Origin of the sequence: Variovorax sp. Root411 (assembly GCF_001425205.1) — a bacterium.
In the GTDB taxonomy this organism is placed as follows: domain Bacteria; phylum Pseudomonadota; class Gammaproteobacteria; order Burkholderiales; family Burkholderiaceae_C; genus Variovorax.
The window spans coordinates 1-22,484 of record NZ_LMDW01000004.1 but is presented as its reverse complement, the minus strand read 5'-3'; the positions used below and the strand labels follow the sequence as shown (position 1 = coordinate 22,484).

23 protein-coding genes, 2 tRNA genes and 1 pseudogene are annotated in these 22,484 nt (G+C 66.5%); 17 read left to right on the top strand and 9 right to left on the bottom strand.

The window, feature by feature from the left end:
• Positions 1-4 precede the first annotated feature (4 nt).
• Entirely contained in the window at positions 5-730 is a 726-nt protein-coding gene (locus ASC92_RS08730) for a GntR family transcriptional regulator (protein ID WP_056513398.1), read from the bottom strand.
• A 34-nt stretch (positions 731-764) separates the two neighbouring features.
• Here ASC92_RS08730 and ASC92_RS08725 point away from each other — a divergent pair, with 34 nt between their 5' ends.
• Positions 765-1,364, top strand: coding sequence for an NADPH-dependent FMN reductase (locus ASC92_RS08725; protein WP_235505745.1), 600 nt, complete (start codon positions 765-767; stop codon positions 1,362-1,364).
• On the opposite strand, the gene ASC92_RS08720 is transcribed toward ASC92_RS08725, so the two are convergent.
• Together ASC92_RS08720 and ASC92_RS08715 are read right to left on the bottom strand one after the other, a co-directional pair.
• Positions 1,339-1,881, bottom strand: a complete 543-nt coding sequence (locus ASC92_RS08720) for a cupin domain-containing protein (protein ID WP_056513395.1) — start codon at positions 1,879-1,881, stop codon at positions 1,339-1,341. The genes ASC92_RS08725 and ASC92_RS08720 overlap by 26 nt on opposite strands.
• 9 nt (positions 1,882-1,890) lie before the next feature.
• Entirely contained in the window at positions 1,891-3,000 is a 1,110-nt protein-coding gene (locus tag ASC92_RS08715; RefSeq protein WP_056513390.1) for an alcohol dehydrogenase catalytic domain-containing protein, read from the bottom strand.
• A 135-nt stretch (positions 3,001-3,135) separates the two neighbouring features.
• On the opposite strand from ASC92_RS08715, the gene ASC92_RS08710 reads away from it, so the two are divergent.
• The 4 genes and pseudogenes from ASC92_RS08710 to ASC92_RS29240 all read left to right on the top strand — a co-directional run.
• Positions 3,136-4,740 (top strand): bifunctional 3-(3-hydroxy-phenyl)propionate/3-hydroxycinnamic acid hydroxylase, encoded by a 1,605-nt coding sequence (locus ASC92_RS08710; protein WP_082519532.1) that lies wholly within the window; start codon positions 3,136-3,138, stop codon positions 4,738-4,740.
• Between the two features lie 30 nt (positions 4,741-4,770).
• On the top strand, positions 4,771-5,175 hold the full coding sequence (locus tag ASC92_RS08705; protein WP_056513384.1) for a nuclear transport factor 2 family protein: 405 nt from the start codon (positions 4,771-4,773) through the stop codon (positions 5,173-5,175).
• Positions 5,176-5,394: 219 nt separating this feature from the next.
• A complete protein-coding gene (locus tag ASC92_RS08700) occupies positions 5,395-6,027 on the top strand; it encodes an OmpA family protein (protein WP_056513381.1) in 633 nt (210 codons plus the stop codon).
• Between the two features lie 110 nt (positions 6,028-6,137).
• Positions 6,138-6,389, top strand: a pseudogene (locus tag ASC92_RS29240) (hypothetical protein); the annotation flags it as partial.
• Between the two features lie 103 nt (positions 6,390-6,492).
• Here ASC92_RS29240 and ASC92_RS08690 read toward each other — a convergent pair.
• Together ASC92_RS08690 and hrcA are read right to left on the bottom strand one after the other, a co-directional pair.
• Positions 6,493-6,569 (bottom strand) — tRNA-Ile (locus ASC92_RS08690).
• Between the two features lie 31 nt (positions 6,570-6,600).
• Positions 6,601-7,608, bottom strand: coding sequence for a heat-inducible transcriptional repressor HrcA (hrcA, locus tag ASC92_RS08685; RefSeq protein ID WP_007834354.1), 1,008 nt, complete (start codon positions 7,606-7,608; stop codon positions 6,601-6,603).
• Between the two features lie 31 nt (positions 7,609-7,639).
• On the opposite strand from hrcA, the gene ASC92_RS08680 reads away from it, so the two are divergent.
• From ASC92_RS08680 to rapZ, 3 genes are read left to right on the top strand one after another with little or no spacing between them, the layout of a single operon-like run.
• The gene (locus tag ASC92_RS08680) at positions 7,640-8,551 is read left to right on the top strand and encodes an NAD kinase (protein ID WP_007834361.1); all 912 of its coding nucleotides are present in this window, start codon (positions 7,640-7,642) and stop codon (positions 8,549-8,551) included.
• A gap of 1 nt (position 8,552) precedes the next feature.
• Positions 8,553-10,235, top strand: a complete 1,683-nt coding sequence (gene recN / locus ASC92_RS08675; protein WP_056513375.1) for a DNA repair protein RecN — start codon at positions 8,553-8,555, stop codon at positions 10,233-10,235.
• Positions 10,232-11,110, top strand: a complete 879-nt coding sequence (gene rapZ / locus ASC92_RS08670) for an RNase adapter RapZ (RefSeq protein ID WP_056513372.1) — start codon at positions 10,232-10,234, stop codon at positions 11,108-11,110. The genes recN and rapZ overlap by 4 nt, the downstream gene beginning before the upstream one ends.
• A gap of 4 nt (positions 11,111-11,114) precedes the next feature.
• On the opposite strand, the gene mutY is transcribed toward rapZ, so the two are convergent.
• From mutY to mutM, 3 genes are all read right to left on the bottom strand, one after another.
• Complete coding sequence (mutY, locus tag ASC92_RS08665; protein WP_157609008.1) at positions 11,115-12,149, bottom strand: A/G-specific adenine glycosylase; 1,035 nt, start codon at positions 12,147-12,149, stop codon at positions 11,115-11,117.
• Positions 12,150-12,183: 34 nt separating this feature from the next.
• Positions 12,184-14,145, bottom strand: a complete 1,962-nt coding sequence (locus ASC92_RS08660) for a dynamin family protein (protein ID WP_056513367.1) — start codon at positions 14,143-14,145, stop codon at positions 12,184-12,186.
• Positions 14,146-14,234: 89 nt separating this feature from the next.
• Positions 14,235-15,047 (bottom strand): bifunctional DNA-formamidopyrimidine glycosylase/DNA-(apurinic or apyrimidinic site) lyase, encoded by an 813-nt coding sequence (mutM, locus tag ASC92_RS08655; protein ID WP_056513364.1) that lies wholly within the window; start codon positions 15,045-15,047, stop codon positions 14,235-14,237.
• 81 nt (positions 15,048-15,128) lie between these two features.
• Between mutM and ASC92_RS08650 the strand changes: the two genes are divergently transcribed.
• The 8 genes from ASC92_RS08650 (at position 15,129) to ASC92_RS08615 (ending at position 21,674) form a co-directional block, all read left to right on the top strand.
• Positions 15,129-16,982, top strand: coding sequence for a tetratricopeptide repeat protein (locus ASC92_RS08650; protein WP_056513360.1), 1,854 nt, complete (start codon positions 15,129-15,131; stop codon positions 16,980-16,982).
• Positions 16,983-17,507: a lipoprotein insertase outer membrane protein LolB gene (locus tag ASC92_RS08645; protein WP_056513356.1), complete on the top strand. Its 525-nt coding sequence runs from the start codon at positions 16,983-16,985 to the stop codon at positions 17,505-17,507.
• Positions 17,504-18,400, top strand: a complete 897-nt coding sequence (gene ispE / locus ASC92_RS08640) for a 4-(cytidine 5'-diphospho)-2-C-methyl-D-erythritol kinase (RefSeq protein ID WP_056513353.1) — start codon at positions 17,504-17,506, stop codon at positions 18,398-18,400. The genes ASC92_RS08645 and ispE overlap by 4 nt, the downstream gene beginning before the upstream one ends.
• A 70-nt stretch (positions 18,401-18,470) precedes the next feature.
• Positions 18,471-18,547 (top strand) — tRNA-Gln (locus ASC92_RS08635).
• Positions 18,548-18,686: 139 nt separating this feature from the next.
• Positions 18,687-19,658, top strand: a complete 972-nt coding sequence (locus ASC92_RS08630; RefSeq protein WP_056513350.1) for a ribose-phosphate pyrophosphokinase — start codon at positions 18,687-18,689, stop codon at positions 19,656-19,658.
• Between the two features lie 86 nt (positions 19,659-19,744).
• A complete protein-coding gene (locus ASC92_RS08625) occupies positions 19,745-20,428 on the top strand; it encodes a 50S ribosomal protein L25/general stress protein Ctc (protein WP_056513347.1) in 684 nt (227 codons plus the stop codon).
• Between the two features lie 79 nt (positions 20,429-20,507).
• Positions 20,508-21,140 carry an aminoacyl-tRNA hydrolase gene (gene pth, locus ASC92_RS08620; protein ID WP_007834381.1) on the top strand — a complete coding sequence of 211 codons (633 nt, stop codon included), beginning with the start codon at positions 20,508-20,510 and terminating at the stop codon, positions 21,138-21,140.
• 36 nt (positions 21,141-21,176) lie between these two features.
• Complete coding sequence (locus ASC92_RS08615; RefSeq protein ID WP_056513345.1) at positions 21,177-21,674, top strand: hypothetical protein; 498 nt, start codon at positions 21,177-21,179, stop codon at positions 21,672-21,674.
• Here the strand turns inward: ASC92_RS08615 and ASC92_RS08610 are convergent.
• Complete coding sequence (locus ASC92_RS08610) at positions 21,671-21,946, bottom strand: YfhL family 4Fe-4S dicluster ferredoxin (RefSeq protein ID WP_056513341.1); 276 nt, start codon at positions 21,944-21,946, stop codon at positions 21,671-21,673. The two genes, ASC92_RS08615 and ASC92_RS08610, sit on opposite strands and share 4 nt — an antisense overlap.
• 103 nt (positions 21,947-22,049) lie before the next feature.
• Between ASC92_RS08610 and ASC92_RS08605 the strand changes: the two genes are divergently transcribed.
• The coding region (locus tag ASC92_RS08605; protein ID WP_162245711.1) for an ABC transporter permease at positions 22,050-22,484 on the top strand (435 nt) is incomplete at its 3' end.

Below are 22,484 nucleotides of genomic sequence, written 5' to 3'. Positions count from 1 at the left end.
AGGCTCAGCTTCTGCTTGCGCGCTCGGCGGCGGTGCCGAGCACGGCCATGACGTTGCGCTGCGTGCTGAGGATGTGTTCTTCCAGCAGCGCGCAGGCCGTCTTTGTGTCACGGCGCAAGGTGGCATCCATGATCTTGCGGTGCTCGTTCGACTTGCGCCGCGCCGTCTTGCGAAAGCGTGCGGAATAGCGGCGATAGCGCTCCGCCTGGTCGAAGAGGCTGGCGCTCCAGGTGCGCATGCGTTCCGACGGGCAGGCCGCCAGCAGCGCCGCATGGAACGCCGAGTGGAGCTGCGTCCAGTCATCGTCGAGCACGACCGGCCCGTCGCTCAGGCGGCTCTCGACTTTCTCGAGGCGATGGAAGGCACCGACCACCAGCGCCTCCCAGGCATCGTCGCCATTGGCAATGGACTCGCGAAGGGCCGGGACATCGAGCATCACGCGCATGCGCGTGATGTCCGCGAGATCCTCCGGCGAGATGTCCGTTACCCGGAAGCCGCGGCGCTCGTCGGCACGGATCAACCCCTCCTGCGCCAGCCGGCTGAGCGCCTCCCTCAACGGGCTGCTCGAAAAACCGTAGGCCGCCTGAAGCTCGTCGAGCTTGAGCTTTGCGCCCGCGCCGTACGTGCCCGAGAGCACGTCCTGGCGCAGCCGGATGAAGGCCTGATCAACGAGCGGAAGCGCCCGCGCGGCGGTCGATTCATTTTTGTACATGTTTTGGATTTTATGCATAAACTCACCCCGCAAAAAACAGGAGTCGAACGCATTGAAGCCCGATCAACAACCCACCACGCAGCTTGTCGCCATCTCCGGCAGCATTCGCCGCGCATCGAACTGCACCGCAGTGCTCCGCAGCCTGCAGCCCCTGCTCCCGCCCCACGTGGCACTGCAGATCGTCCCGCTGGACGACATTCCCTCTTACAACGCGGACCTCGACGGCGAAGCGCCCCCCGAGCCGGTAGCGCGGCTCAAGAGCGCCGTCGCCGGAGCCGATGGCCTCGTGCTGTGCTCCCCCGAATACAACTACGGCATGCCAGGCGTGCTGAAGAACGCCATCGACTGGGCCTCCAGGCCGGGCTTCGCCTCGCCGCTCAAGGGCAAGCCAGCGCTCATCATGACGGCGTCGCCCGGCACCGCGGGCGGCGTGCGGGCGCAGGCACAGATCCGCGACGCGCTGGCCGCCACGCTCGCGCGCCCGCTGGTGCGCCAGCACGTGGCCATCGCGAACGTGGCTTCGCGCATCCAGGACGGCCGGCTGGTCGATGCGCCGACGCTCGATTTCATCCGTGCCGCGCTCGAAGAACTGCTGGACGAGATCGCGCTGCTTGCCGGTGCACGGCTCAACCCGAGCGCTTCGCCCCGATAAGGACGAACAGCATGGTGGCAGGCCTGTCGCTCAGGTTGCGCCACGCATGGCGATTGCCGTGCTGCACGGCGACGTCGTGCCTGCGCAGCGCAACCTGCACGCCATCGTCCAGCTCCAGCGTGATCTCTCCGTCGAGCACCACGTCGTAGTCGATGCTCTCGCTGGTGTGCATGCCGGGATGCTCCACCTCGAAAGTCTCGGCCAACCCGGGCACCTTCTGCGCGAACTCCGCGCCGAAGGCCGCGCCGTCGAAGTCGGCCCGCATCATCACGCTGTCGGGCGGGAAGGTCACGAACATGAGCAGCGTCTCTCCCTGCCCCGGCACGAATGCGGCCGATGCGGTGCGGTCTTGCGGCGCGCCCCGCTCGACCTGCTCGGCGGCGCCGGTGGCCCACAGCAGGGTCGCCGCAAAACCGGGCGCGCTCTCGAACTCGACGGCGCGCGGCGCCAGCGCATCCTGAAACACCTGGGAGCGGCCATCGGCCGCGACCCCTGCCACCACACGTCTGATTTTCATGAGCGCCTCTCAGGGATTGATGACGAAGTTGCTGAAGCCGCCGTTGCGCGCCGCAATGCCCGAAATGGCTTCGTTCACGCGGTCCAGCGGATGGCAGACGTGCTCGAAGACGGACAGGTCCAGCGTGCCGGCCTCGGCCATGTCGGCGATGTCCTGGCCTTCTCCGGCGGTGAACCAGGCGGAGCCCTCGATGCTTTGCTGTTCGTCCATCATCGTGTGCAGGTCCATGCCGACCATGCCCGCGATGGCCCCGATGTTGTAGGCGCGGCCGCCGCGCTTGAGCGAACGCACGCCCTGCTGCAGCACCTCGTGCGATGCACCCGGGCCGAGGGCGTCGAAGAAGGCATCCACGCCGAGGCCCTCGGTGCGCGATTTGACCCAATGGTCGATGGGCTCGCCCTGCGCATTGGAGAAGACCTCGATGCGCTCGGGCGCCAGCGCCTTCACGCGCGCAAGCAGTTCGGCGTTGCGGCCGGTGCCCAGGATGCGGGTGGCGCCCATGGCCAGCCCGAACAGCGCGCCGCCGATGCCCAGCGTGCCGCTGATGCCGTTGACCAGCATGCTCTTGCCCGGCCCGATGCCCGCCTTGCGCATGGCCGAGTACATGGTGCCCAGGTAACCGAAGCGCGCGGCCTGGTTGAAGCTGACGTTGTCCGGCAGCTTCACCAGCGCGTACTGCGGCGCGATCATGTATTCAGCCAACCCGCCGTTGGGATAGTTCTTGTAGAGCTTGAGCGAGTTCTCCGAGAAACCGAAGTAGCCGCTGAAGGCATAGTGGGTGCAGTTGATCAGGTCGCCGTTGCGGCAGGCCCGGCAGCCGCCGCAGTAGAGGCTGGGGTTGACGTACACGCGGTCGCCCGGCTTCCACGCATGCACGTGCGAGCCCACCGCCGTCACCTCGCCCGCCGGGTCCAGCCCGAAGACGGCCGGCAGCGGCGGCAGGGGCAGTTCGGGGAACCAGGTGGTCCAGTTGGCCAGGATGTTGCCCAGGTTCGGCACGATGCCGCAAGCCCTGACCCGCACCTGCACGTCGTTGGCCGCCGGCTGCGGAATGGGCAACTGTTCGATCTCCATCGGGGCGCCCACCCGGTGCAGGCGCGCTGCTTTCATCATCGGCATCTTGTCTCCTTTTGAAAATGCACAAGTTCAACTTTGTGCATTTTCTTCCGAGGAAATCGAGCCGCATCAGGATGAACCCTCAATGCATGTTCGAATGTTTTATGCACAATTTATGTATTCTGCACAACCACAGCCATGTCCTCCTCCACAAACGACACCCTTGACGTCGCCATCGTCGGCTTCGGCCCCGTGGGCGCCTCGCTCGCTGCCCTTTTGGGGCAACGGGGACGGCGCGTGGCCGTCTTCGACAAGTCCGACCAGGTCTATCCGCTGCCCCGCGCGTTCGCCCTCGACCACGAAGCGATGCGCACCTTCCAGCAGATCGGCATTGCGGGCGCGCTGGCCGCGCACATGACGCCGTACCGGCCCACGCTCTACCAAGGGTGCGACGGCGAGCCGATACAGCATTTCGACATGGGCCCTTCGCCCTATCTGCTCGGCTGGGCGCCCTCCTACACCTTCAACCAGCCGGCGCTCGAAGCCGCGTTGCGCCACGCCGTTGCGGCGCTGCCCAGCGTGCAGGTTCACCTGGGCCACGAAGTGACCGACGTGCAGGAGGACGATGGCGGCGCCGTGCTGGCCGTGCGCGCGCCGCAGGGCGAAGTCACGCAGGTGCGTGCGCGCTATGTCGTGGCGTGCGACGGCGGGACCAGCCCCACGCGCAAGCGGCTCGGGCTGTCCCTGAAGAGCCTCGACTTCGACGAGCCCTGGATCGTCGTGGACATGCACGTGCAGGAGTCCAAGCTGGCGGAGCTGCCCGCCACCAACATCCAGTATTGCGATCCGTCGCGGCCCTGCACGTACGTGGTCGGACCCGGCACGCACCGACGCTGGGAATTCCTGCTGATGCCCGACGAAGCCGAGCAGCGCGAGATGCCGCACGATGCAATATGGAAATTGCTGGCGCCGTGGCTTGCGCCAACCGAGGCGCGCATCTGGCGCGCTGCCACCTACCGCTTTCACGCCGTGGTGCTGGAGCAATGGCGCAAGGGCCCGGTCCTGCTTGCCGGAGACAGCGCGCACCAGATGCCGCCCTTCCTGGCGCAAGGCATGTGCCAGGGGCTTCGCGATGCGCTCAATCTCGCGTGGAAGCTCGACGGCGTGCTGCAGGGCCGCGTGCCGGACAGCCTGCTCGACAGCTACGGTGCCGAACGCGGCCCTCAGGTCGAGGAGGTCACTACCACCGTCAAGCGCCTGGGAAAGATCATCTGCGAACGGGACCCGGAGCGCGCCGCGCAGCGCGATCACGAGCTGCGCACGCAGCAAGACCACCAGGTAAAGGTGCAACTGCGCCAGAGCCTGCTGCCGAGAATCAGCCACGGCCTGCTCGACACCGGCGAAACGCCAGAGGGCACGCCGTTCCCCCAGCCCATCGTGCGCCTCCTTGGCGCCAACGCGGTGGACGCGCAGATGATGGACGACCTCGCACGCCCCGGCTTCCTGCTGGTCCTGCGCGACGCACCCGCCGCCGCCCATCTGCAGCCATGGTCCCGCGCGCTGGCGGCGCTGGGCGCGCAGGTGATCTGCATCGGCACCGAGACCGGTGGCGGTGCCATCCCGCCCGACGTGCTCGCGCTCTCGGAAGCGGGCGGCCTGCTCGCGCGCTGGTTCGAACAGCACGGGTGCCGCGCTGCGCTGGTGCGGCCCGACCACGTCGTCTACGGCGTGGCGGCGGACGCCACCGATATCCAGGCCTTGCTGCAGCGCGCCTGCGCCCGGCTGGGCGTGGCGTTCGATTGATTTTTCATTCTTGTCTTCCGAGGCCCCCGCATGATCCCCACACCCCCTTCTTCCGACGCCGAGGCGCAACTGCTCGCCCTGGAGGCGCATCGCTGCGACGCGATGAAGCGCGCCGACTTCGCGCGGCTGCGCGAGATCCTGCACCCGGGCCTCACGCACGTGCACGCCAAGGGCCAACTCGACGACTACGACAGCTACTTCCGCTCGGGTGGTACGCACGTGGACTACCGGCAGATCGATCGTTCAGACCTGAAGGTCCGAGTGCTGGGCACCTCGGCACTGATGACCGGGCGCCAACTGCTGGTGGCCGTTCGCAAGGACGGCAGCGGAACGGTGCGCATCGACTCGCGCGTGATGCAGGTCTGGACGTTCGAAGAAGGCAGGTGGCGACAGCTGGCCTTCCAGACGACGCCCTTGGAGATGAGCATCACGTGAGAGCTGGGGCCGCCTGCTCCAGCGGCACCCCGAACCTGTAACGAGCCGTTCCTGGCGCGACCTATTTCACGATTGTTGAACCTGATCCGGGCCAACAGCCAGAGAAGCGGTTGTGCCTGTCGGCCCTTGTCTCCGTTCGCGAGTTGTCTTCTCCAGATCGCACTTGGCAAAGCATCAGCCAAGGCCGTCGATCCAATGAAACAACTGAAAGGGACCATCATGAAACTCGGGCTGATCTCGCTTGCACTCGCAGCTGCATTCGCCGCAGGCTGCGCAACCGAACAAGGGACTCACACAGCCGTTGGCACAGGTACCGGCGCCGTTGTCGGCGCAGGGGTCGGCAACCTCATCGGGCGTGACAAGAAGAGCACGGCGATCGGTGCAGCGGTTGGCGCGGCGGTCGGCGCCGGCGTGGGCTACAACTGGACCAACATCCGCAACAAGCTCAGCGGCCAGACGGCCGGCACGGGCACGCAGATCACCGATCAGCCGGACGGCTCGCTGATGGTCAACATTCCGAGCAACGTCACGTTCGACACCGACAGCGCGACCATCAAGCCTTCGTTCCGGAACGTGCTCGACGGCGTGGCCCAGACCATTTCACAGGAGCCCAGGATCAACGCGCGCGTGGTCGGCCATACCGACAGCACCGGCAATCCGGAGCACAACATGGCCCTCTCGCAACGCCGCGCGCAAAGCGTGGAAGCCTACCTGGCCGACCGTGGCGTGGCGAAGGCCCGCCTGACCGCCGAAGGACGAGGCCAGATTCAGCCGGTGGCAAGCAATGCCTCGGAAGAAGGCCGCACGCAGAATCGCCGTGTGGAAATCTATTTGAAGCCTGCTGCGCAGTAGGCGATGCGATGACGTGGAACCCGGAAGTCGAAGCGGACAGGCAAGTCATTGAAACGACTTCTTGCATCTATAGATTGCGCCGCCCGCATCGGTCGGTCCAGCCTGCCCTGCCTCTTCTCGTCGACAACGTTGCGACCAACCAGCGCGGCGATGCGCGCTATGCGACCAGGGAGACCAATGGCGGCGTGCGCGTGGTGGCCGGCTTCCTCGACTTCTGGCAGCCCAGCACGCTGCTGGTCGACACGGCCGTAACGGCCGCGGCGCAGGGCAGTTTTCCGGCCGTCGTCGCATTCACCTGGAGCGGCATTCCGGGCGACGCCACCGACGGCAGGCTCCTCAACACCAGCGTGTTGTCGGCTTCATGCAGGTTGCCGGCACCACAGCGGGATTTCACCGAGCGCAAAAGCAAAAACCTCGCAAGAAGAAAACCCTTTTGGATCAACAACTTACGAGGTTCTATATTGGTGGTAGGCCGTGATGGGCTTGAACCATCGACCAACGGATTATGAGTCCGCTGCTCTAACCAACTGAGCTAACGGCCCACGCGGCACGATTCTATTCGCGCCGTAGCGCCTACTTGCGATGGCTCAGCGCATTGCCGACCAGGCGCGACGTGATATCGACAATCTGGATCATGCGTTCGTAGGGCATGCGCGTCGGGCCGATCACGCCCAGCGTGCCCACGACCTGCCCGTCAACCTCGTAGTTGGCACTGACGATGGAAAGCTCCTCGAACGGCACTACCTGGCTTTCGCCGCCGATGAAGATGCGCACGCCTTCGGCCTTGCTCGACACATCGAGCAGACGCATCAACTGGGCCTTCTGCTCGAAAAGCTCGAAGGCGCGCCGCAATTGGCCCATGTCGCTGGAGAAATCGCTCACCGACAGCAGGTTGCGCTCGCCGGAGATCACGACTTCGTCTTCTTGCGCCTCGGTCAGCACCTCGGAACTGACCTGCACCGCAGCCTGCATCAGCGCAGCGATCTCGCCTCGCAGCTTCTCGATCTCGGACTGAAGCCGATCGCGCACCTGCTCGATGGTCAGGCCCGCGTAGTGCGCGTTGATGTAGTTCGAGGCCTCGACCAGTTGCGACTGCGAATAGTCGGCCTCCGGAAAGATCACCCGGTTCTGCACGTCGCCATCGGGCGAGACGATGATGACCAGCAGGCGCCGCTCGGAGAGCCGCAGGAACTCGATCTGCTTGAACACCGAGGCGCGCCGCGGCGCCATCACCACGCCGACGAACTGCGACAGGTTCGACAGCAGGTTCGCCGCATTGGCGATCACCTTCTGCGGCTGGTCGGGCGCCAGGCTTGGCGTGCTCATCTGCTCGCGCTCGGCGGTCAGCATGGTATCGACGAAGAGGCGGTAGCCCCGGTGCGTCGGGATGCGGCCGGCCGAGGTGTGCGGGCTGGCAATCAGCCCCAGCGCCTCGAGGTCGGACATGACGTTGCGTATGGTCGCGGGCGACAGGTCGAGCCCCGAGGACCGCGAAAGCGTTCGCGAGCCGACGGGTTGCCCGTCGGCGATGTAGCGCTCGACGAGCGTCTTGAGCAGCAACTTGGCACGGTCGTCCAGCATTGCAAGATTTTAGTGTTGTAATTTGTGAGATATGACCTCTCGCTTTCGTCACGTCGCCCTGATCGGCAAATACCAGGCGTCCGGCGCCCGAGCGCAGGCGGATGCGCGCGACGGCGTCATGGAAGGCATCGGCACCTTCCTCGAATCGCAAGGCTGCACGGTGTTCGTCGAGCGCTCGACCTGCGAAGACGACGATGACGGCGCCCCCGCACATCCGCGCTACGAAGCCCTGAGCGTCGAGGAAATCGGCCAGCGCTGCGACCTCGGCCTGGTGGTCGGCGGCGACGGCACCATGCTCGGCATCGGCCGGCAGCTCGCCAGCTACGGCATTCCGCTGATCGGCATCAACCGCGGCCGGCTCGGTTTCATCACCGACATTCCGCTCGACAACTACCAGGCCACGCTGATCCCGATGCTGGCCGGCGAATACGAGGAGGACCACCGCAGCCTGATGCATGCGCAGGTCGTGCGCGACGGCGCCTCGGTGTTCGACGCGCTGGCCATGAACGACGTGGTCGTCAACCGTGGCGCAACCTCGGGCATGGTCGAGCTGCGCGTGTCGGTGGGCCGCCATTTCGTGGCCAACCAGCGCGCCGATGGCCTGATCATCGCCACGCCCACGGGCTCGACCGCCTATGCGCTGTCGGCCGGCGGGCCGCTGCTGCATCCGGCGGTGCCGGGCTGGGTGCTGGTGCCGATCGCGCCGCACACGCTGTCGAACCGCCCGGTGCTGCTGCCCGATGCCGACGAGATCGTGATTGAACTGGTCGGCGGGCGCGACGCCAGCGCCAATTTCGACATGCAATCGCTGGCCTCGCTCGCCATCGGCGATCGCGTGGTGGTGCGCCGCTCCGACTTTCGCGTGCGCTTCCTGCACCCGCGCGGCTGGAGCTATTTCGACACGCTGCGCAAAAAACTTCACTGGAACGAAGGGGGCTCCTGAAATGGCGCTGCGACGCATCGCACTGCGCGACTTCGTGATCGTGCGATCACTCGAACTCGACCTGTCCGGCGGCTTCACGGTATTGACTGGTGAAACGGGCGCGGGTAAATCCATCCTGATCGACGCACTGCAACTGGCCCTGGGCAACCGCGCCGACGCCGGCGCGGTGCGCGAAGGCGCCGAGCGGCTCGACGTGAGCGCCGAGTTCGACGCCGACCCAGCCCTGGACACATGGCTCGACGAGGGCGGCTTCGAAGCCGGCGACGCGCTGCTGCTGCGCCGCACCGTCGACCTGCAGGGCCGCAGCCGCGGCTGGATCAACGGCAGCCCGGCCACGGCCACGCAATTGCGCGAACTCGGCGACCGCCTGCTCGACATCCACGGCCAGCACGCCTGGCAGAGCCTGACCCGCCCCGAAGCCGTGCGCGGCTTGCTCGACGCCTATGCCGGCGTGCGCACCGACGCGCTCGACGCCGCATGGCAGGGCTGGCGGCAAGCGCTTTCGGCGCTCGAACATGCACGCTCGGCGCAAGACTCGCTGCAACGCGAACGCGAGCGGCTGCAGTGGCAGATCTCCGAAGTCGCCAAGCTCGCGCCGGGCGCCGACGAGTGGGAGGAGCTGTCGACCAACCACTCGCGCATCTCCAACGCGCAAGCGCTGATCGACGCGGCCCAGGGCGCCAGCCAGGCGCTGGAAGACGACGACAGCGGTGCCCTCCCCGCGCTCTCGCGGGCGGCAACGCTGCTGCAGAACTGCGAGCACATCGAGCCCGAGTTCCGCGCGCTGGGCGAGGTGCTCGCCTCGTGCGTGGCGCAGGCTTCCGACGCGGCCCACACGCTGCACGGCTACCTGCGCAACGCCGACACCGATCCGCAAAGCCTGGCCGAGCTGGACGAACGCATGGGCCTGTGGATGTCGCTTGCGCGCCGCTACAAGCGCACACCCGCCGAGCTGCCGGCGCTGCTGGCCGGCTGGCAGGCCGAGTTGCAGGCGCTCGATGCGCAAAGCGATCTCGAAGGCCTGGAGCGTGCCGAGCAAGGCGCGCAACAGGCCTACATGAAGGAAGCCAAGGCGCTGGGCAAGGCCCGCAAGCAGGCCGCACCGCGCCTCGCCCAGGCCGTCACCAACGCCATGCAGGGCCTCGGCATGCAGGGCGGACGCTTCGACGTCGAACTGCAGCCGCTGGCGCAGCCCGGCCGCGCGGGCCTCGAAGACGTGGCCTTCCTCGTGGCCGGCCACACGGGCAGCACGCCCCGGGCCATCGGCAAGGTGGCCTCGGGCGGCGAACTGTCGCGCATTGCGCTGGCCATCGCCGTGACCACCAGCCAGCTCGGCGCCGCGCAGACGCTGATCTTCGACGAGGTCGATGCCGGCGTCGGCGGCGCAGTGGCCGAGACCGTCGGCCGCCTCATGAAGCAACTCGGCCGCGACCGCCAGGTGCTCGCCGTGACCCACCTGCCCCAGGTGGCCGCCTGCGCCGACCATCACCTCGTGGTGGCCAAGCGCCAGACGGCGGCGGCGGGCAAGGACGGCCCGCGCACCGAAAGCGGTGTGTCGCGCCTCGACGACGACAACCGCGCCAGGGAAATCGCCCGCATGCTGGGCGGCGAGAAGGTCTCGCAGACCTCGCTCGCGCACGCACGCGAGATGCTCGGCCACAAGACTGCGGCGACCGCGCCATGAGCCTCGACCTCGTGCTCATCACGGGCATGTCGGGTTCCGGCAAGTCGGTGGCCCTGCACGCGCTGGAGGACGCTGGCTATTACTGCGTCGACAACCTGCCGCCCGAGCTGCTGACCCCCTTCATCGCGCTGCAACATGAGCAGCAGGCCACGCGGGTGGCCATCGCCATGGACGTGCGCAGCGGCGTCTCGCTGCCGATCGTTCCGCATCAGCTCGACGCGCTGCAGCGCGACGGCGAGATTTCGCTGCGTTCGCTGTTCCTCGACGCGACCACCGACGCCCTGCTGCGCCGCTATTCGGAAACCCGCCGCCGCCACCCGCTCTCGCGCCAGGAAGGCCGCACCGACGTGCCCGAGCAGCACCGTGTGCTGATGCAGGCGATCGAGCTCGAACGTGAGCTGCTGGCCGACCTGCGCGACGGCGCCGACGTGATCGACACCAGCCTGATCCGGCCGGCGCAGTTGCAGAGCTACATCAAGTCGTTGATCTCCGCGCCGCAGAGCGCGCTGACGCTGGTGTTCGAATCGTTCGCCTTCAAGCGCGGCGTGCCGCTCGATGCGGACTACGTGTTCGACGTGCGCATGCTGCCCAATCCGCACTACGTGCCCGCGCTGCGCCCGCTCACGGGCCGCGACGAGCCGGTGATCGAATGGCTGCGCGAGCACGACGACGTGGCGCGCATGTACGACGACATCGAGCAGTTCCTCGCGCACTGGCTCGATGCGCTGGCGCGCGACCATCGCAGCTACGTGACGGTGGCCATCGGCTGCACGGGCGGGCAGCATCGTTCGGTATTCCTGGTCGAGCAGCTGGCGCGCTCGTTCGGTGCGCGCTGGGGTGCGCTCAAGCGGCACCGCGAGCTAGACGCGATCTGACTGTCTAAGCCTCGCTGCCCTCGAGCAGCTTGCGCATCGGCGCCGGCAGGCCCAGCCGGCTCCACTCGTCCGCATCGACCCAGCGCGCGCCATCGCCTTGCGGCTGGCCGCCCTGGAGCTTCAACGGGTGCAGGTGAAGGTCCTTGTGGGTCAGCACATGCACGAAGGCCGGAAGGTCCTGCACGCCGCGCTGCGCGGTCGTCGGCAGCACGGCCAGAAGGTCTTCGCGGCTGTCGAACACGGGCAGGCAATAAAGCCCTGCCCAGATGCCCTTCGACTGCCGCTTCTCCAGCCACACCCGCCCTTGCGCATCGCGCGCCAGCAGCACCCAGAGCGACTGGGCGCTGCGCTTGAGCTTGCGCGTCTTGACGGGATAGCGCTCCGGTGCGCCTTCCCGCAGGGCCGCGCAGGTCTTGTGGATCGGGCAGATCATGCAGCTCGGCTTGCGCGGCAGGCAGACCGTTGCGCCGAGGTCCATCACGCCCTGGGTGTAGTGCGCGATGGCCTCTTTCTGGTCGGCCGGAGGAAGCAATTGCGTCGCGAGGTCCCACAGCGCACGCTCCTGCGCCGCCGAAGACATGTCGCCCGCGAAACCGAGCACGCGCGTCAGCACGCGCTTGACGTTGCCGTCGAGGATCGCCACGCGCTCGCCGAAGCAGAACGCCGCAATGGCCGCGGAGGTCGAGCGGCCGATGCCGGGCAAGGTGACGAGCTCGGCGGCGGTGCGCGGAAACTCGCCGCCGAAGCGCGCGACGACATCCTGCGCACAACGGTGCATGTTGCGCGCCCGGCTGTAGTAGCCCAGCCCGCTCCAGAGCCCGAACACCTCGTCCTCGGTGCCGGCGGCCAGCGCCTTCACGTCGGGAAAGCGTTCGAGAAAGCGCGCGAAGTAGCCGAGCACCGTCGACACCTGCGTCTGCTGGAGCATCACTTCCGACAGCCAGACGCGGTACGGGTCGCGGGTGTTCTGCCACGGCAGCTGGCTGCGCCCGTGGCTGCGCTGCCAGCTCACGATCTGCGCGGCGAAATCGGGGGGCAATGGCAGGGTCGCAGCCGCCGTGGAGACGGAAACTTCAGGCCGCACGCAGCTCGCCGACAGTGGCCGCGGCCTGCGGCCTTCCGTGCTGCGCGATCATCGATGTGAACTCGCGCAGCTGCACATGAAGCTCGGTGAGGTTGCTCTCCTGCGCGGCAAGTTCGACCAACCGCTCGTCGAGGTTGCCCGCCGCGCTCTGGATGCGCTCGATCGCCTCGATGCGCTTGCTGAAATTGCGGCGGCGCTCCTTGAGTTGCGCATCGATCTGCGCGCTCGCACCCTTGCTCCAGCGCTCGACCTCGGTCATGGCCGCCTCGTTGACGAGCCGCAGCCGGCTGGCCAGCGCACGCACCAGCTTGTCGCAGAAGTCGGCCTGCGCGAGCTTCAGCAGGTTGCCCACGCCCAGGTAATGGATGTGGCTGCGCTCGATCTGGCCCAGCTCCTGCTCGAAGCCCGTGAGATCGGGCTCGGCCGGTGCCTGAAGCGTGAAGCCCTGCTCGGCATTCAGCTGGCGGAAGGTGGCGTGCAGCATCGACTGGATCTCCGCCGTGGTCGCCTGCACCTCGCGCAGGTTGTTGCGCAGCGCGTCGAAAGTCTCGGCGTACACCTTGCGAACGTTGAACTTGACACCGGGGCGCTTGAGCGCGGCCGAGAGCTTCACCATGTCGGCCTTCAGTGCGGTGCGGCCGAGCACGGCATACACCTCGCGCAGCAGCTTTCCCTGCACCGAGCGCAGCGCCAGGATGCGCGTGTTGCTGCCTTCGAACTCGGTGTGCTCCTGGTCGATGCGCGCGCGCATGTGGCGGATCACCGAGACGTTCTTGCCGCGCAGCCCCTGCAGCTCGAGCGCCTGCTCGGACAGGTCGCGCTGGCGCACCTTCAAAATGCGCTCGGCCTCGGCACGCAGCGCGGTCATGCCCGCGTCGACCGCCAGCCGCAGCATGGTTTCGCGCTTGCCGAGCACGCCTTCGGCCAGCAGGGACTCGAGCGCCGGCAGGCGGCTGGTCTGCAGCAGTTGTCCGTCGTGCTGGATCTTGGCCTGCAGCCCCTTCTGCGCGGACACCGGCAGCACCTGCGCCAGCGGCACTTCGAGCAGGCGGGCCGCGCCTTCGCGCTGGCGCTCGATCTGCTGCTCGATGTGCGCGGGCGTGCTCAGCGTGTCCCACATCGTGTCGATCTTGTTGAGCACCACGAAGCGCGTGTCGTTGCCTTCGTCCTCGGTGATCAGGTGTTCGCGCCAGATCGAGAGATCGGAGCGCGTCACGCCGGTTTCAGCGCCCAGGATGAAGACCACCGCATGGGCCTGCGGAATCAGGCTCACCGTGAGTTCGGGTTCGGCGCCGATCGCGTTCAGGCCCGGGGTATCGAGAATCACCAGCCCCTGCTCCAGCAGCGGATGCGGCATGTTCAGCACCGCATGCCGCCAGCGCGGAATTTCGACGCGGCCCTGCGCGTCCTGCGCCGGGTTGTCGTCGGGCGTGTCGTCGTTCCAGAAACCCAGCGTGCGCGCTTCGTCCTTGGCGACCCAGCGCACCTCGGCCACCTTGCTCATGGCCTGCGCCAGTTGCTCGGCGTTGCCGACGTCGATGGAGACTTCGGTCCAGCGCGTGGACTTCTCGCGCCAGTGGGCCAGCGAGTGCGGCTCCAGGCGGGTTTCGATCGGAAGCAGGCGCAGCTTGGGCGCGAGCGCGGCGTCGTAGCCCAGTTCGGTCGGGCACATGGTGGTGCGGCCCGCACTGGCCGGCATGATGCGCCGCCCGTAGCCGGCGAAGAAGATCGCATTGATCAACTCCGACTTGCCGCGGGAGAACTCGGCCACGAAGGCGACCATGACCTTGCTGGTGCGGATCTGCGTTTCAAGGCCGCGCAGGCGCTCCGCCACGGCCTGGTCGAGCAGCTCGTTCTCGGTCAGCCAGCGGGACAGCCACTGCAGCCGGTGGGCGAAATTGCTCCGCCACGCGCCGTGCTGATCGAGTTGTTGGTTGAAGGAGCGGCTCAAGGGAAATATGTAAGAAACAACTTACAAATATAGCATCGGGAACAAGAAACAACCGTTTCCATATTGTTTCTCTCGTCGGATTGTGAAGCTTACTTCTGGCACTTGGGACAGTAATAGGTGGAGCGCTGCCCCTGGCGCAGCAGGCGGATCGGCGTTGCGCAAACCCGACAGGGTTCGCCCGCGCGGCCATAGACGGTCGCTTCGAGCTGGAAATAGCCATTCTGCCCATCCACATTGGAGAAATCGCGCAGCGTGCTGCCGCCTTTCTCCACGGCCCGCGCCAGGATCTCGCGCACTGCCGCATGGAGCCTCGCCGCCCGCGGGCGGCTGATGCGCGCGGCCGACAACGTCGGCCGGATGCCCGCCTGGAACAGCGCCTCCGACGCATAGATGTTGCCCACGCCCACCACCACGTCGCCCGCCAGCAGCACCTGCTTGACGGCGCTCTTGCGCTTCTTGAGGCCGGCATGGAAGGCATTGAGGTCGAAGGCATCGCCCAGCGGCTCCATGCCCAGCCCGCCTAGCAGCTTGATGGCCCATGGGGCGGCCTCGTCGTCCACGTAGACCACCGCGCCGAAGCGGCGCGGATCGTTGAGCCGCAGTGTGCCCCGGTCGGTGACCAAGTCAAAATGATCATGCGGCCCGGGCGGCGGCAGCGCCGCGTCGAAACGCAGGCTGCCCGACATGCCCAGGTGCAGCAGAAGGATGCCGCGGTCGAGATCGATCAGCAGGTATTTGCCGCGCCGCCGCACCTCGCGCACCTGCCGCCCGACCAGCGCCTCGGGCAACACCATCAGCGCCCAGCGCAGGGGCTTGCCGATGCGCACCGCGTCGATGCGCGCGCCCGCGATGCGGTCGGCAAAACCACGGCGGGTGACTTCGACTTCGGGTAGTTCAGGCATGGAAAGTAAATCTCCGGCAAACGCCAGCGGCAACGAGGCCCCACGGGGCGCTCATTCGGGAGCCTCGATTATTATGGTCGGATGAATCTTTCGCCCCGCCGACACCGCCTTGCGGCGGCCGCGTCCCTCGCCTTGCTGGCCTGTGCGGTTCACGCACAATCCGCCGCCCCTGCAGCCCCCGACGGCCCTGCGCTGACCATCGAATACTCGGCACAGCCGAAGCCCGCAGCCAAGCCCAAGGTCACTGCGGCCAAGCCGGCCAGCGAACCCGCACCGCAGCCGTCTGCGCTGACGGCCGACCTGTTCTACGAAATCCTGATGGGCGAGATGACTGCCCGCTCCGGCGACCCCGGCTCCGGCTACGCGCTGGTGCTCGATGCCGCCCGCCGGCTACGCGACGGCAAGCTGTTCCAGCGTGCAGTCGAGATCGCCCTGCAATCGCGCTCCGGAGATGCGGCGCTCGCCGCGGCGCGGGCTTGGCAAGAAGCCCTGCCGACCTCGCGCGACGCACGCCGCATCGAGCTTCAGATCCTGATTGCGCTGAACCGCATCGGCGAAACCGTCGAGCCGCTGCGCGCCGAAGTGGCTGCAACCTCGCAAGTCGAACGCCCGCTGCTCATGGCCGTGATCGCACGCAACTACTCGCGCGCCTCGGACAAGAAGCTGGCCGCCTCTGTGGTCGAGCAGGCCCTGGTCGACGAACTGAAAAGCCCGACCAGCGGCGGACTGGCCTGGGCCACCGTCGGCCGCCTGCGCCTCAATGCAGGCGATGCCTCCGGCGCTCTGGAGGCTGCGCGCAAGGGCCAGGAGATCGACCCCGCCTCCGATGCACCCGCTGCACTGGCGCTCGAAATGATCGACCCCGGACAGCCGCTTGCCGAACCGATCGTCACGCGCTACCTGAACAGCAACCCGAAGGCCGCGCCCGACCTGCGCGTTGCCTATGCGCGCGTGCTGGTCGAGAACCGGCGCTACAACGATTCCGCCGCGCAACTCCAGGTGCTGACTACGTCGCGCCCGGAACTGCCGGAGCCGTGGCTGCTGCTCGGCAGCCTCCAGATGCAGGCCAGGCAGGACGCTGCGGCCGAGACCTCGATCAAGCGCTTCATCGAGCTGTCGGGCAACCGCGGCGCCAACAAGGATGCCGACGACGCCGCCGACCGCAAGCGCGGTGTGACGCAGGCGTACTTTGCGCTGTCGCAACTGGCGGAGCGGCGCAAGGACTTCACGGCGGCCGAGCGCTGGCTCGCGCGCGTCGACGGGGCCGACGAGCTGGTGGCCGCGCAGACCCGCCGCGCGGCCCTGCTGGCGCGCCAGGGCAAGCTGCCCCAGGCGCGCGAAATCATCCGCGGCCTGCCCGAGCGCACGCCTGACGACAAGAAGCAGAAATTCCTTGCCGAAGTGCAGCTGCTGCGCGACGCGAAGCAGTACCAGGCGGCCTACGACATGCTCGCCCAGGCCTCGGCGAAGTCGCCGGACGACGGCGACCTCGTCTATGACCAGGCCATGGTCGCCGAGAAGCTCAATCGCCTCGACGACATGGAGCGCCTGCTGCGCCGGCTCATCGAGCTCAAGCCCGAGAGCCAGAACGCATACAACGCGCTGGGCTACTCGTTCGCCGATCGCAAGATCCGGCTCGACGAAGCACGCACGCTGATCCAGAAGGCGGTGCAACTGGCGCCCGAAGATCCGTTCATTGCCGACAGCCTGGGTTGGGTCGAGTTCCGGCTCGGCAACACGACCGAGGCGATCCGCATCCTCGAGGCGGCCTACAAGACGCGGCCCGATCCGGAGATCGGTGCGCACTTCGGCGAAGTCCTGTGGAGCACCGGCCAGAAGGACCGCGCGGTCACGGTCTGGAAGGAAGCCTTGCTGAGCGATGCCGAGAACGAGACGCTGCAGGAAACGCTCAAGCGCCTGCGCGTGAAGCCGTAGATGATGCTCGCCCCCAGGCAGGCCGAAGGCGGTAGCCGGCGCGCCATTCTGGCGATGGGTGGCGTGGCCCTGCTTGCGGTGGCGGGCTGCGCCCAGCTTTCGGGTGGCCCTTCAACCCGCACGCCCTCGGACAGCTGGAGCGGCCGCATGTCGCTGCGCATCGACAGCGAGCCGGTGCAGACCTTCGCTGCGCTGTTCGAGCTGCGCGGCTCCGCCGAGACCGGCGACCTGACGCTCACGACGCCCATCGGCAGCACGCTGGCGCAACTGCATTGGGCGCCGGGCGAGGCCCTGCTGAAAGACGGCAGCAAGACGCGGCGCTTCGACTCCGTCGATGCGCTGATCGAGGCCGCCACCGGCGCCGCCATTCCGGTCGGCGCGCTGTTCGGCTGGCTCGCGGGCCGCAACGACCCCGTTCCCGGCTGGAAGCCCGATCTTGCGCAACTCGGCAACGGGCGGTTGCAGGCAGTGCGCGAATCGCCGAGTCCGAGGGCCGACCTGCGCATCGTGTTCGAGCGGTCATGAAGGCGATCCACGACCTTCCCGCGCCGGCCAAGCTCAACCTCTTCCTCCACATCACCGGCCAGCGCGACGATGGCTACCACCTGCTGCAATCGGTCTTCATGCTGATCGACTGGTGCGACACGCTCCACGTCGAATTGCGGCGCGATGGCCAGCTGAGCCGCGAGGACCTGACGACCGAACTGCCCGCCGACGACCTGATCCTGCGCGCCGCCCGCGCCCTGCAGGCATTTGCCGCACCCGGCCAGGGCGCGCACATCGGCGTGGCCAAGCATGTGCCGGCGCAGGCTGGCATGGGCGGCGGATCGTCGGACGCGGCCACCTGCCTGCTCGCGCTGAACCGCCTTTGGGGGCTGAACCTGCCCCTGTCGCGGCTGGCCCGCATCGGCCTGAAGCTGGGCGCAGACGTGCCTTTCTTCCTTGGCGGGCGCAACGCATGGGTCGAGGGCATCGGCGAGCAGATCCGACCGGTTACACTGCCCTCGGCGCGTTTCGCGGTGGTCAAACCACCCGAGGGACTCGATACCCGATTAATTTTTTCGGCTTCCGATCTTCAACGCGCCACGCCTGTTGCTATAATCTCGGGCTTTGCTGCAGATAGCGAATTGTCTGAAGCGAAAAACCTGGAAAGCTCGGTTTTGAGCTCTTCGGTTTTCGACTTCGGCCACAACGACCTGCAGCCGGTTGCCCAGCGACTTTGCCCCGCCGTCACCGACGCCATCGAATGGCTCGGCGCCCAGGGGTTGAAGGCCCGGATGACCGGCTCCGGAAGTTCGGTGTTCGCGAAGATGCCGCAAGCGCCGCAGGAAGCGGAACTGCTCGAAGCCCCCGAAGGCTGGCAGGTTCGTCAATGCAGCAACCTGGAAGTTCATCCGCTGTGCGGGTGGGCAACTTGAAGATGATCGGACCGTTCATTCGGTTCGATGCGACATATATCGGTTGATGGTGAAAACCATCGACCCGTGTAGGGGAGTCGCCAAGCTGGTTAAGGCACTGGATTTTGATTCCAGCATGCAAAGGTTCGAATCCTTTCTCCCCTGCCAAATCTTCAAAGACTGCGGCCCAACGGCCGCAGTCTTCTTTTGCAGCCCACCCGCTGCAATAATCGGCGGCTCACCGGCCGCCATGCATCACAAACCTTTGGCGGCTTCCTAAGCCAATTCGCACTGCCGGGACGCGCTCATGCAGGCTAATCACCCTGATTTCATGGTTTTCACCGGCAACGCCAATCCGGGCCTTGCCGCAGAAATCGCGCACAACCTCGGCACCTCGCTGGGCGCCGCACGCGTCGGTCGCTTCTCCGATGGGGAAGTCACCGTCGAGATCAACCAGAACGTCCGTGCCCGCGACGTGTTCGTGGTGCAGTCGACCTGCGCTCCGACCAACGAAAACCTGATGGAACTGCTGATCATGGTCGACGCGCTCAAGCGCGCTTCGGCCGGACGCATCAGCGCCGTGATTCCCTACTTCGGCTATGCCCGACAGGACCGCCGCCCGCGTTCGAGCCGCGTGCCGATCTCGGCCAAGGTGGTGGCCAACCTGCTGGAAACCGTGGGTGTCGAGCGCGTGCTCACGATGGACCTGCACGCCGACCAGATCCAGGGCTTCTTCGACATCCCGGTCGACAACATCTACGCCTCGCCCGTGCTGCTGGGCGACCTGCGCGCCAAGAACTACGAAGACCTGATCGTGGTCTCGCCCGACGTCGGCGGCGTGGTTCGCGCGCGTGCGCTGGCCAAGCAGCTGAATTGCGACCTCGCCATCATCGACAAGCGCCGCCCGAAGGCCAACGTCAGCGAAGTCATGAACGTGATCGGCGAGATCGACGGCCGCAACTGCGTGATCATGGACGACATGATCGACACGGCCGGCACGCTGGTCAAAGCTGCCGAAGTGCTGAAAGAGCGCGGTGCCAAGAGCGTCTACGCCTACTGCACGCACCCGATCTTCTCGGGCCCGGCCATCGAGCGCATCACCCACTCCGCGCTCGATGAAGTGGTCGTGACCAACACCATTCCCCTTTCCGACGCGGCCCACGCCTGCGGAAAGATCCGCCAACTCTCCGTGGCACCGCTGATCGCCGAAACGATCCAGCGCATTGCCAAGGGCGAGTCGGTGATGAGTTTGTTCTCGGATCAGGACAACCTGTTCTGACCGGGGCATGAAGCGGGCCTCCTTTGCGGGAGGCCTTTTTGAACCGGAGTCGCACTGGTCGCGGTGGACTCTCACAGGAGCTAGTTATGAAATTCGTCGCTTTTGAGCGCGCAAAGCAGGGCACGGGTGCGAGCCGCCGTCTCCGCATCTCGGGCAAGACCCCCGGCATCGTCTACGGTGGCGACACCCAGCCGCAACTGATCGAGATCGATCACAACGCGCTGTGGCACGCCCTGAAGAAGGAAGCCTTCCATGCGAGCGTGCTCGAAATGGAAATCGGCGGCGCCGTCAGCAAGGTTCTGCTGCGCGACGTGCAATACCACCCGTTCCGCCAGCTGGTGCAACACATCGACTTCCAGCGCGTCGATGCCAAGACCCGCATGACCATGAAGGTGCCGCTGCACTTCAAGGGTGAAGAAGAATCCGAAGCCGTCAAGATCGACCTGAACCTGGTCAACCACGTGACGACCGAACTCGAACTGAACTGCCTGCCGAGCGATCTGCCCGAGTTCATCGAAGTCGACCTGTCGGGCTTGAAGAAGAACGGCACCGTCACGCTGAAGGACATCAAGCTGCCCAAGGGCGTGAAGTGGGTCAGCCACGGCAAGGTCAACCCGGTGCTGGCTTCGGCCGTGACGCCGGCTGCCGAAGAAGCCGATGCTCCCGCCGAAGGCGCAGCCGCTGCCGACGCAGCTGCCGCTCCGGCCGGCAAGGGTGGCAAGGCTGCTCCCGCCGCCAAGACCCCGGCTGCCAAGACCGCCAAGAAGTAATCCACTTCTCGCGTCTGTCTTTTCGAAGGCCCGCCCCGTGCGGGCCTTTTGCTTTTGGCGGATCAGATAATCCACGACCATGATCAAGCTGTTTGTCGGCCTCGGAAACCCGGGCCCCGAGTACGAAGCCACGCGGCACAACGCCGGCTTCTGGTGGATCGACGCCGTTGCGCGCGAATGGAAACTCAACCTCGTGCCCGAGCGCAGCTACCACGGCCTTGCCGCGCGCGCCAACATCGGCGGCCAGAGCATCTGGCTGCTGGAGCCGCAGACCTTCATGAACCTGTCGGGCAAGTCGGTGGCCGCCCTCGCCCGTTTCTTCAAGATCGCGCCCGAGGAAATCCTCGTGGCGCACGACGAACTCGACGTGGTGCCGGGCCAGGTCAAGCTCAAGTTCGGCGGCAGCCATGCCGGTCATAACGGACTGCGCGACATCCACGCGCAATTGGGCACCGGCGACTACTGGCGCCTGCGGCTGGGCATCGGACACCCTGGCGTGAAGTCGGAGGTCGTCAACTGGGTGCTCAAGAAGCCGCTCAAGGAACAACGTGAAGCGATAGAGGACGCCATCGTCCGCACCCTGCACGCGCTGCCTGCGCTGGTGGCGGGCGAGATGGAAAAGGCGACGCTGGTCATTCACACGAGCAAACCGCCCCGGCCCAAACCGCCGCGGCGGGAGCCCGGCGACGGAGGCACGCCTGCCGCCACCTAGCCGGCCATCGGAGTGCAGGAGGGAGAGAAATAAAAAATGAGCGAGAAGAAAAGAAAAAGAACGAGAGCGAGGAGCATCGTGATTGCTATATTTTCAATAGCAACATGTGCCTTCTCCATAGGCGCGTCCGCCCAAAACGCCACAAAAACCTGGCGATGCGGCAACACCTATTCCGATCAGCCTTGTGAAGGCGGCACGACGGTGAAGGTGAACGACCACCGCAGCGACCAGGACCGCCGGGCTGCCGACGCCGGCACACGCAGCGTCCAGACCTACGCCGACCACCTGGAACGCACTCGGCTGTCCCAGGAAAAGGCGGCCAACGACCGCGATCAGCGGGCCGCGCGGGAGGCCAGGAGCGCCGCGCTGGCGGAAAGACGGCTTGCCCTGTCCGAGCAAAGGGAGAAGGATCGCGCACGCAAGGCGGCCAGCGATCCGCGCAGGTCCAGCCTGAATTTCAGCGGCGGCCAGAGTTCAAGGGCGGCCGGCGACGCCTCGGAGCGCAAGAAAAAGAAACGGAAATCGGCCGGCTAGGCGCTGCTCGACACGGGCGTCACCTTGATCGCCGTGAGACGCTCGTATTTCTGCATCAGCGTCTCGCGGCTTTCCACGTGCTCGGGATTCACGGGAATGCAGGCCACCGGGCAGATCTGCACGCACTGCGGCTCGTCGAAGTGGCCGACGCACTCGGTGCACTTGTGCGGATCGATCTCGTAGAACTCTGCACCCATGTAGATCGCATCGTTCGGGCACTCGGGCTCGCAGACATCGCAGTTGATGCATTCGTCGGTGATCATGAGGGCCATCCCCCGATTATCGCGGGGCCGGACGGACGGGCTGCCGATGAATGGCAAAGGCCACATCCGCGGCACACTTGTTGCACGAGTCAGTTATGCTGCGCCCCGCCCCATGAGCCTGTTTCTATTCAAGCGCCTCGCCACGCTGATCGGCACGTTGATCGGCGCCTCGGTCATCGTCTTTCTCGTGCTCGAGATCCTGCCGGGCAACGCCGCGCAGATGCTCATGGGCCCCGATGCCTCGCCCGAAGCCGTTGCGGCACTGGCCACCAAGCTCGGCCTCGACCAGCCCGCATGGACACGCTACTGGCACTGGATCGGTGGGCTGCTGACCGGCAACCTCGGTGACAGCTACGCCTACAGCTCGCCCGTGCTCGACCTGATCCTCGAACGCCTCGCACTCACCGTGCCGCTCGCCATGATGGCGATGGCCCTGACTGTCGTCATCGCGCTGCTGGTGGGCGTGACGGCTGCCGCACGCCACAACAAGCTCGGCGACGTCGGGCTCATGGGCATGGCGCAGGTCGGTATCGCGATTCCGAACTTC

Coding starts and splice junctions, on each gene's coding strand:
- ASC92_RS08730 (WP_056513398.1), bottom strand. CDS start 730: ATGCATAAAATCCAAAACATGTACAAAAATGAATCGACCGCCGCGCGG.
- ASC92_RS08720 (WP_056513395.1), bottom strand. CDS start 1,881: ATGAAAATCAGACGTGTGGTGGCAGGGGTCGCGGCCGATGGCCGCTCC.
- ASC92_RS08715 (WP_056513390.1), bottom strand. CDS start 3,000: ATGCCGATGATGAAAGCAGCGCGCCTGCACCGGGTGGGCGCCCCGATG.
- ASC92_RS08710 (WP_082519532.1), top strand. CDS start 3,136: ATGTCCTCCTCCACAAACGACACCCTTGACGTCGCCATCGTCGGCTTC.
- ASC92_RS08705 (WP_056513384.1), top strand. CDS start 4,771: ATGATCCCCACACCCCCTTCTTCCGACGCCGAGGCGCAACTGCTCGCC.
- ASC92_RS08700 (WP_056513381.1), top strand. CDS start 5,395: ATGAAACTCGGGCTGATCTCGCTTGCACTCGCAGCTGCATTCGCCGCA.
- hrcA (WP_007834354.1), bottom strand. CDS start 7,608: ATGCTGGACGACCGTGCCAAGTTGCTGCTCAAGACGCTCGTCGAGCGC.
- ASC92_RS08680 (WP_007834361.1), top strand. CDS start 7,640: ATGACCTCTCGCTTTCGTCACGTCGCCCTGATCGGCAAATACCAGGCG.
- recN (WP_056513375.1), top strand. CDS start 8,553: ATGGCGCTGCGACGCATCGCACTGCGCGACTTCGTGATCGTGCGATCA.
- rapZ (WP_056513372.1), top strand. CDS start 10,232: ATGAGCCTCGACCTCGTGCTCATCACGGGCATGTCGGGTTCCGGCAAG.
- mutM (WP_056513364.1), bottom strand. CDS start 15,047: ATGCCTGAACTACCCGAAGTCGAAGTCACCCGCCGTGGTTTTGCCGAC.
- ASC92_RS08650 (WP_056513360.1), top strand. CDS start 15,129: ATGAATCTTTCGCCCCGCCGACACCGCCTTGCGGCGGCCGCGTCCCTC.
- ASC92_RS08645 (WP_056513356.1), top strand. CDS start 16,983: ATGATGCTCGCCCCCAGGCAGGCCGAAGGCGGTAGCCGGCGCGCCATT.
- ispE (WP_056513353.1), top strand. CDS start 17,504: ATGAAGGCGATCCACGACCTTCCCGCGCCGGCCAAGCTCAACCTCTTC.
- ASC92_RS08630 (WP_056513350.1), top strand. CDS start 18,687: ATGCAGGCTAATCACCCTGATTTCATGGTTTTCACCGGCAACGCCAAT.
- ASC92_RS08625 (WP_056513347.1), top strand. CDS start 19,745: ATGAAATTCGTCGCTTTTGAGCGCGCAAAGCAGGGCACGGGTGCGAGC.
- pth (WP_007834381.1), top strand. CDS start 20,508: ATGATCAAGCTGTTTGTCGGCCTCGGAAACCCGGGCCCCGAGTACGAA.
- ASC92_RS08615 (WP_056513345.1), top strand. CDS start 21,177: ATGAGCGAGAAGAAAAGAAAAAGAACGAGAGCGAGGAGCATCGTGATT.
- ASC92_RS08610 (WP_056513341.1), bottom strand. CDS start 21,946: ATGGCCCTCATGATCACCGACGAATGCATCAACTGCGATGTCTGCGAG.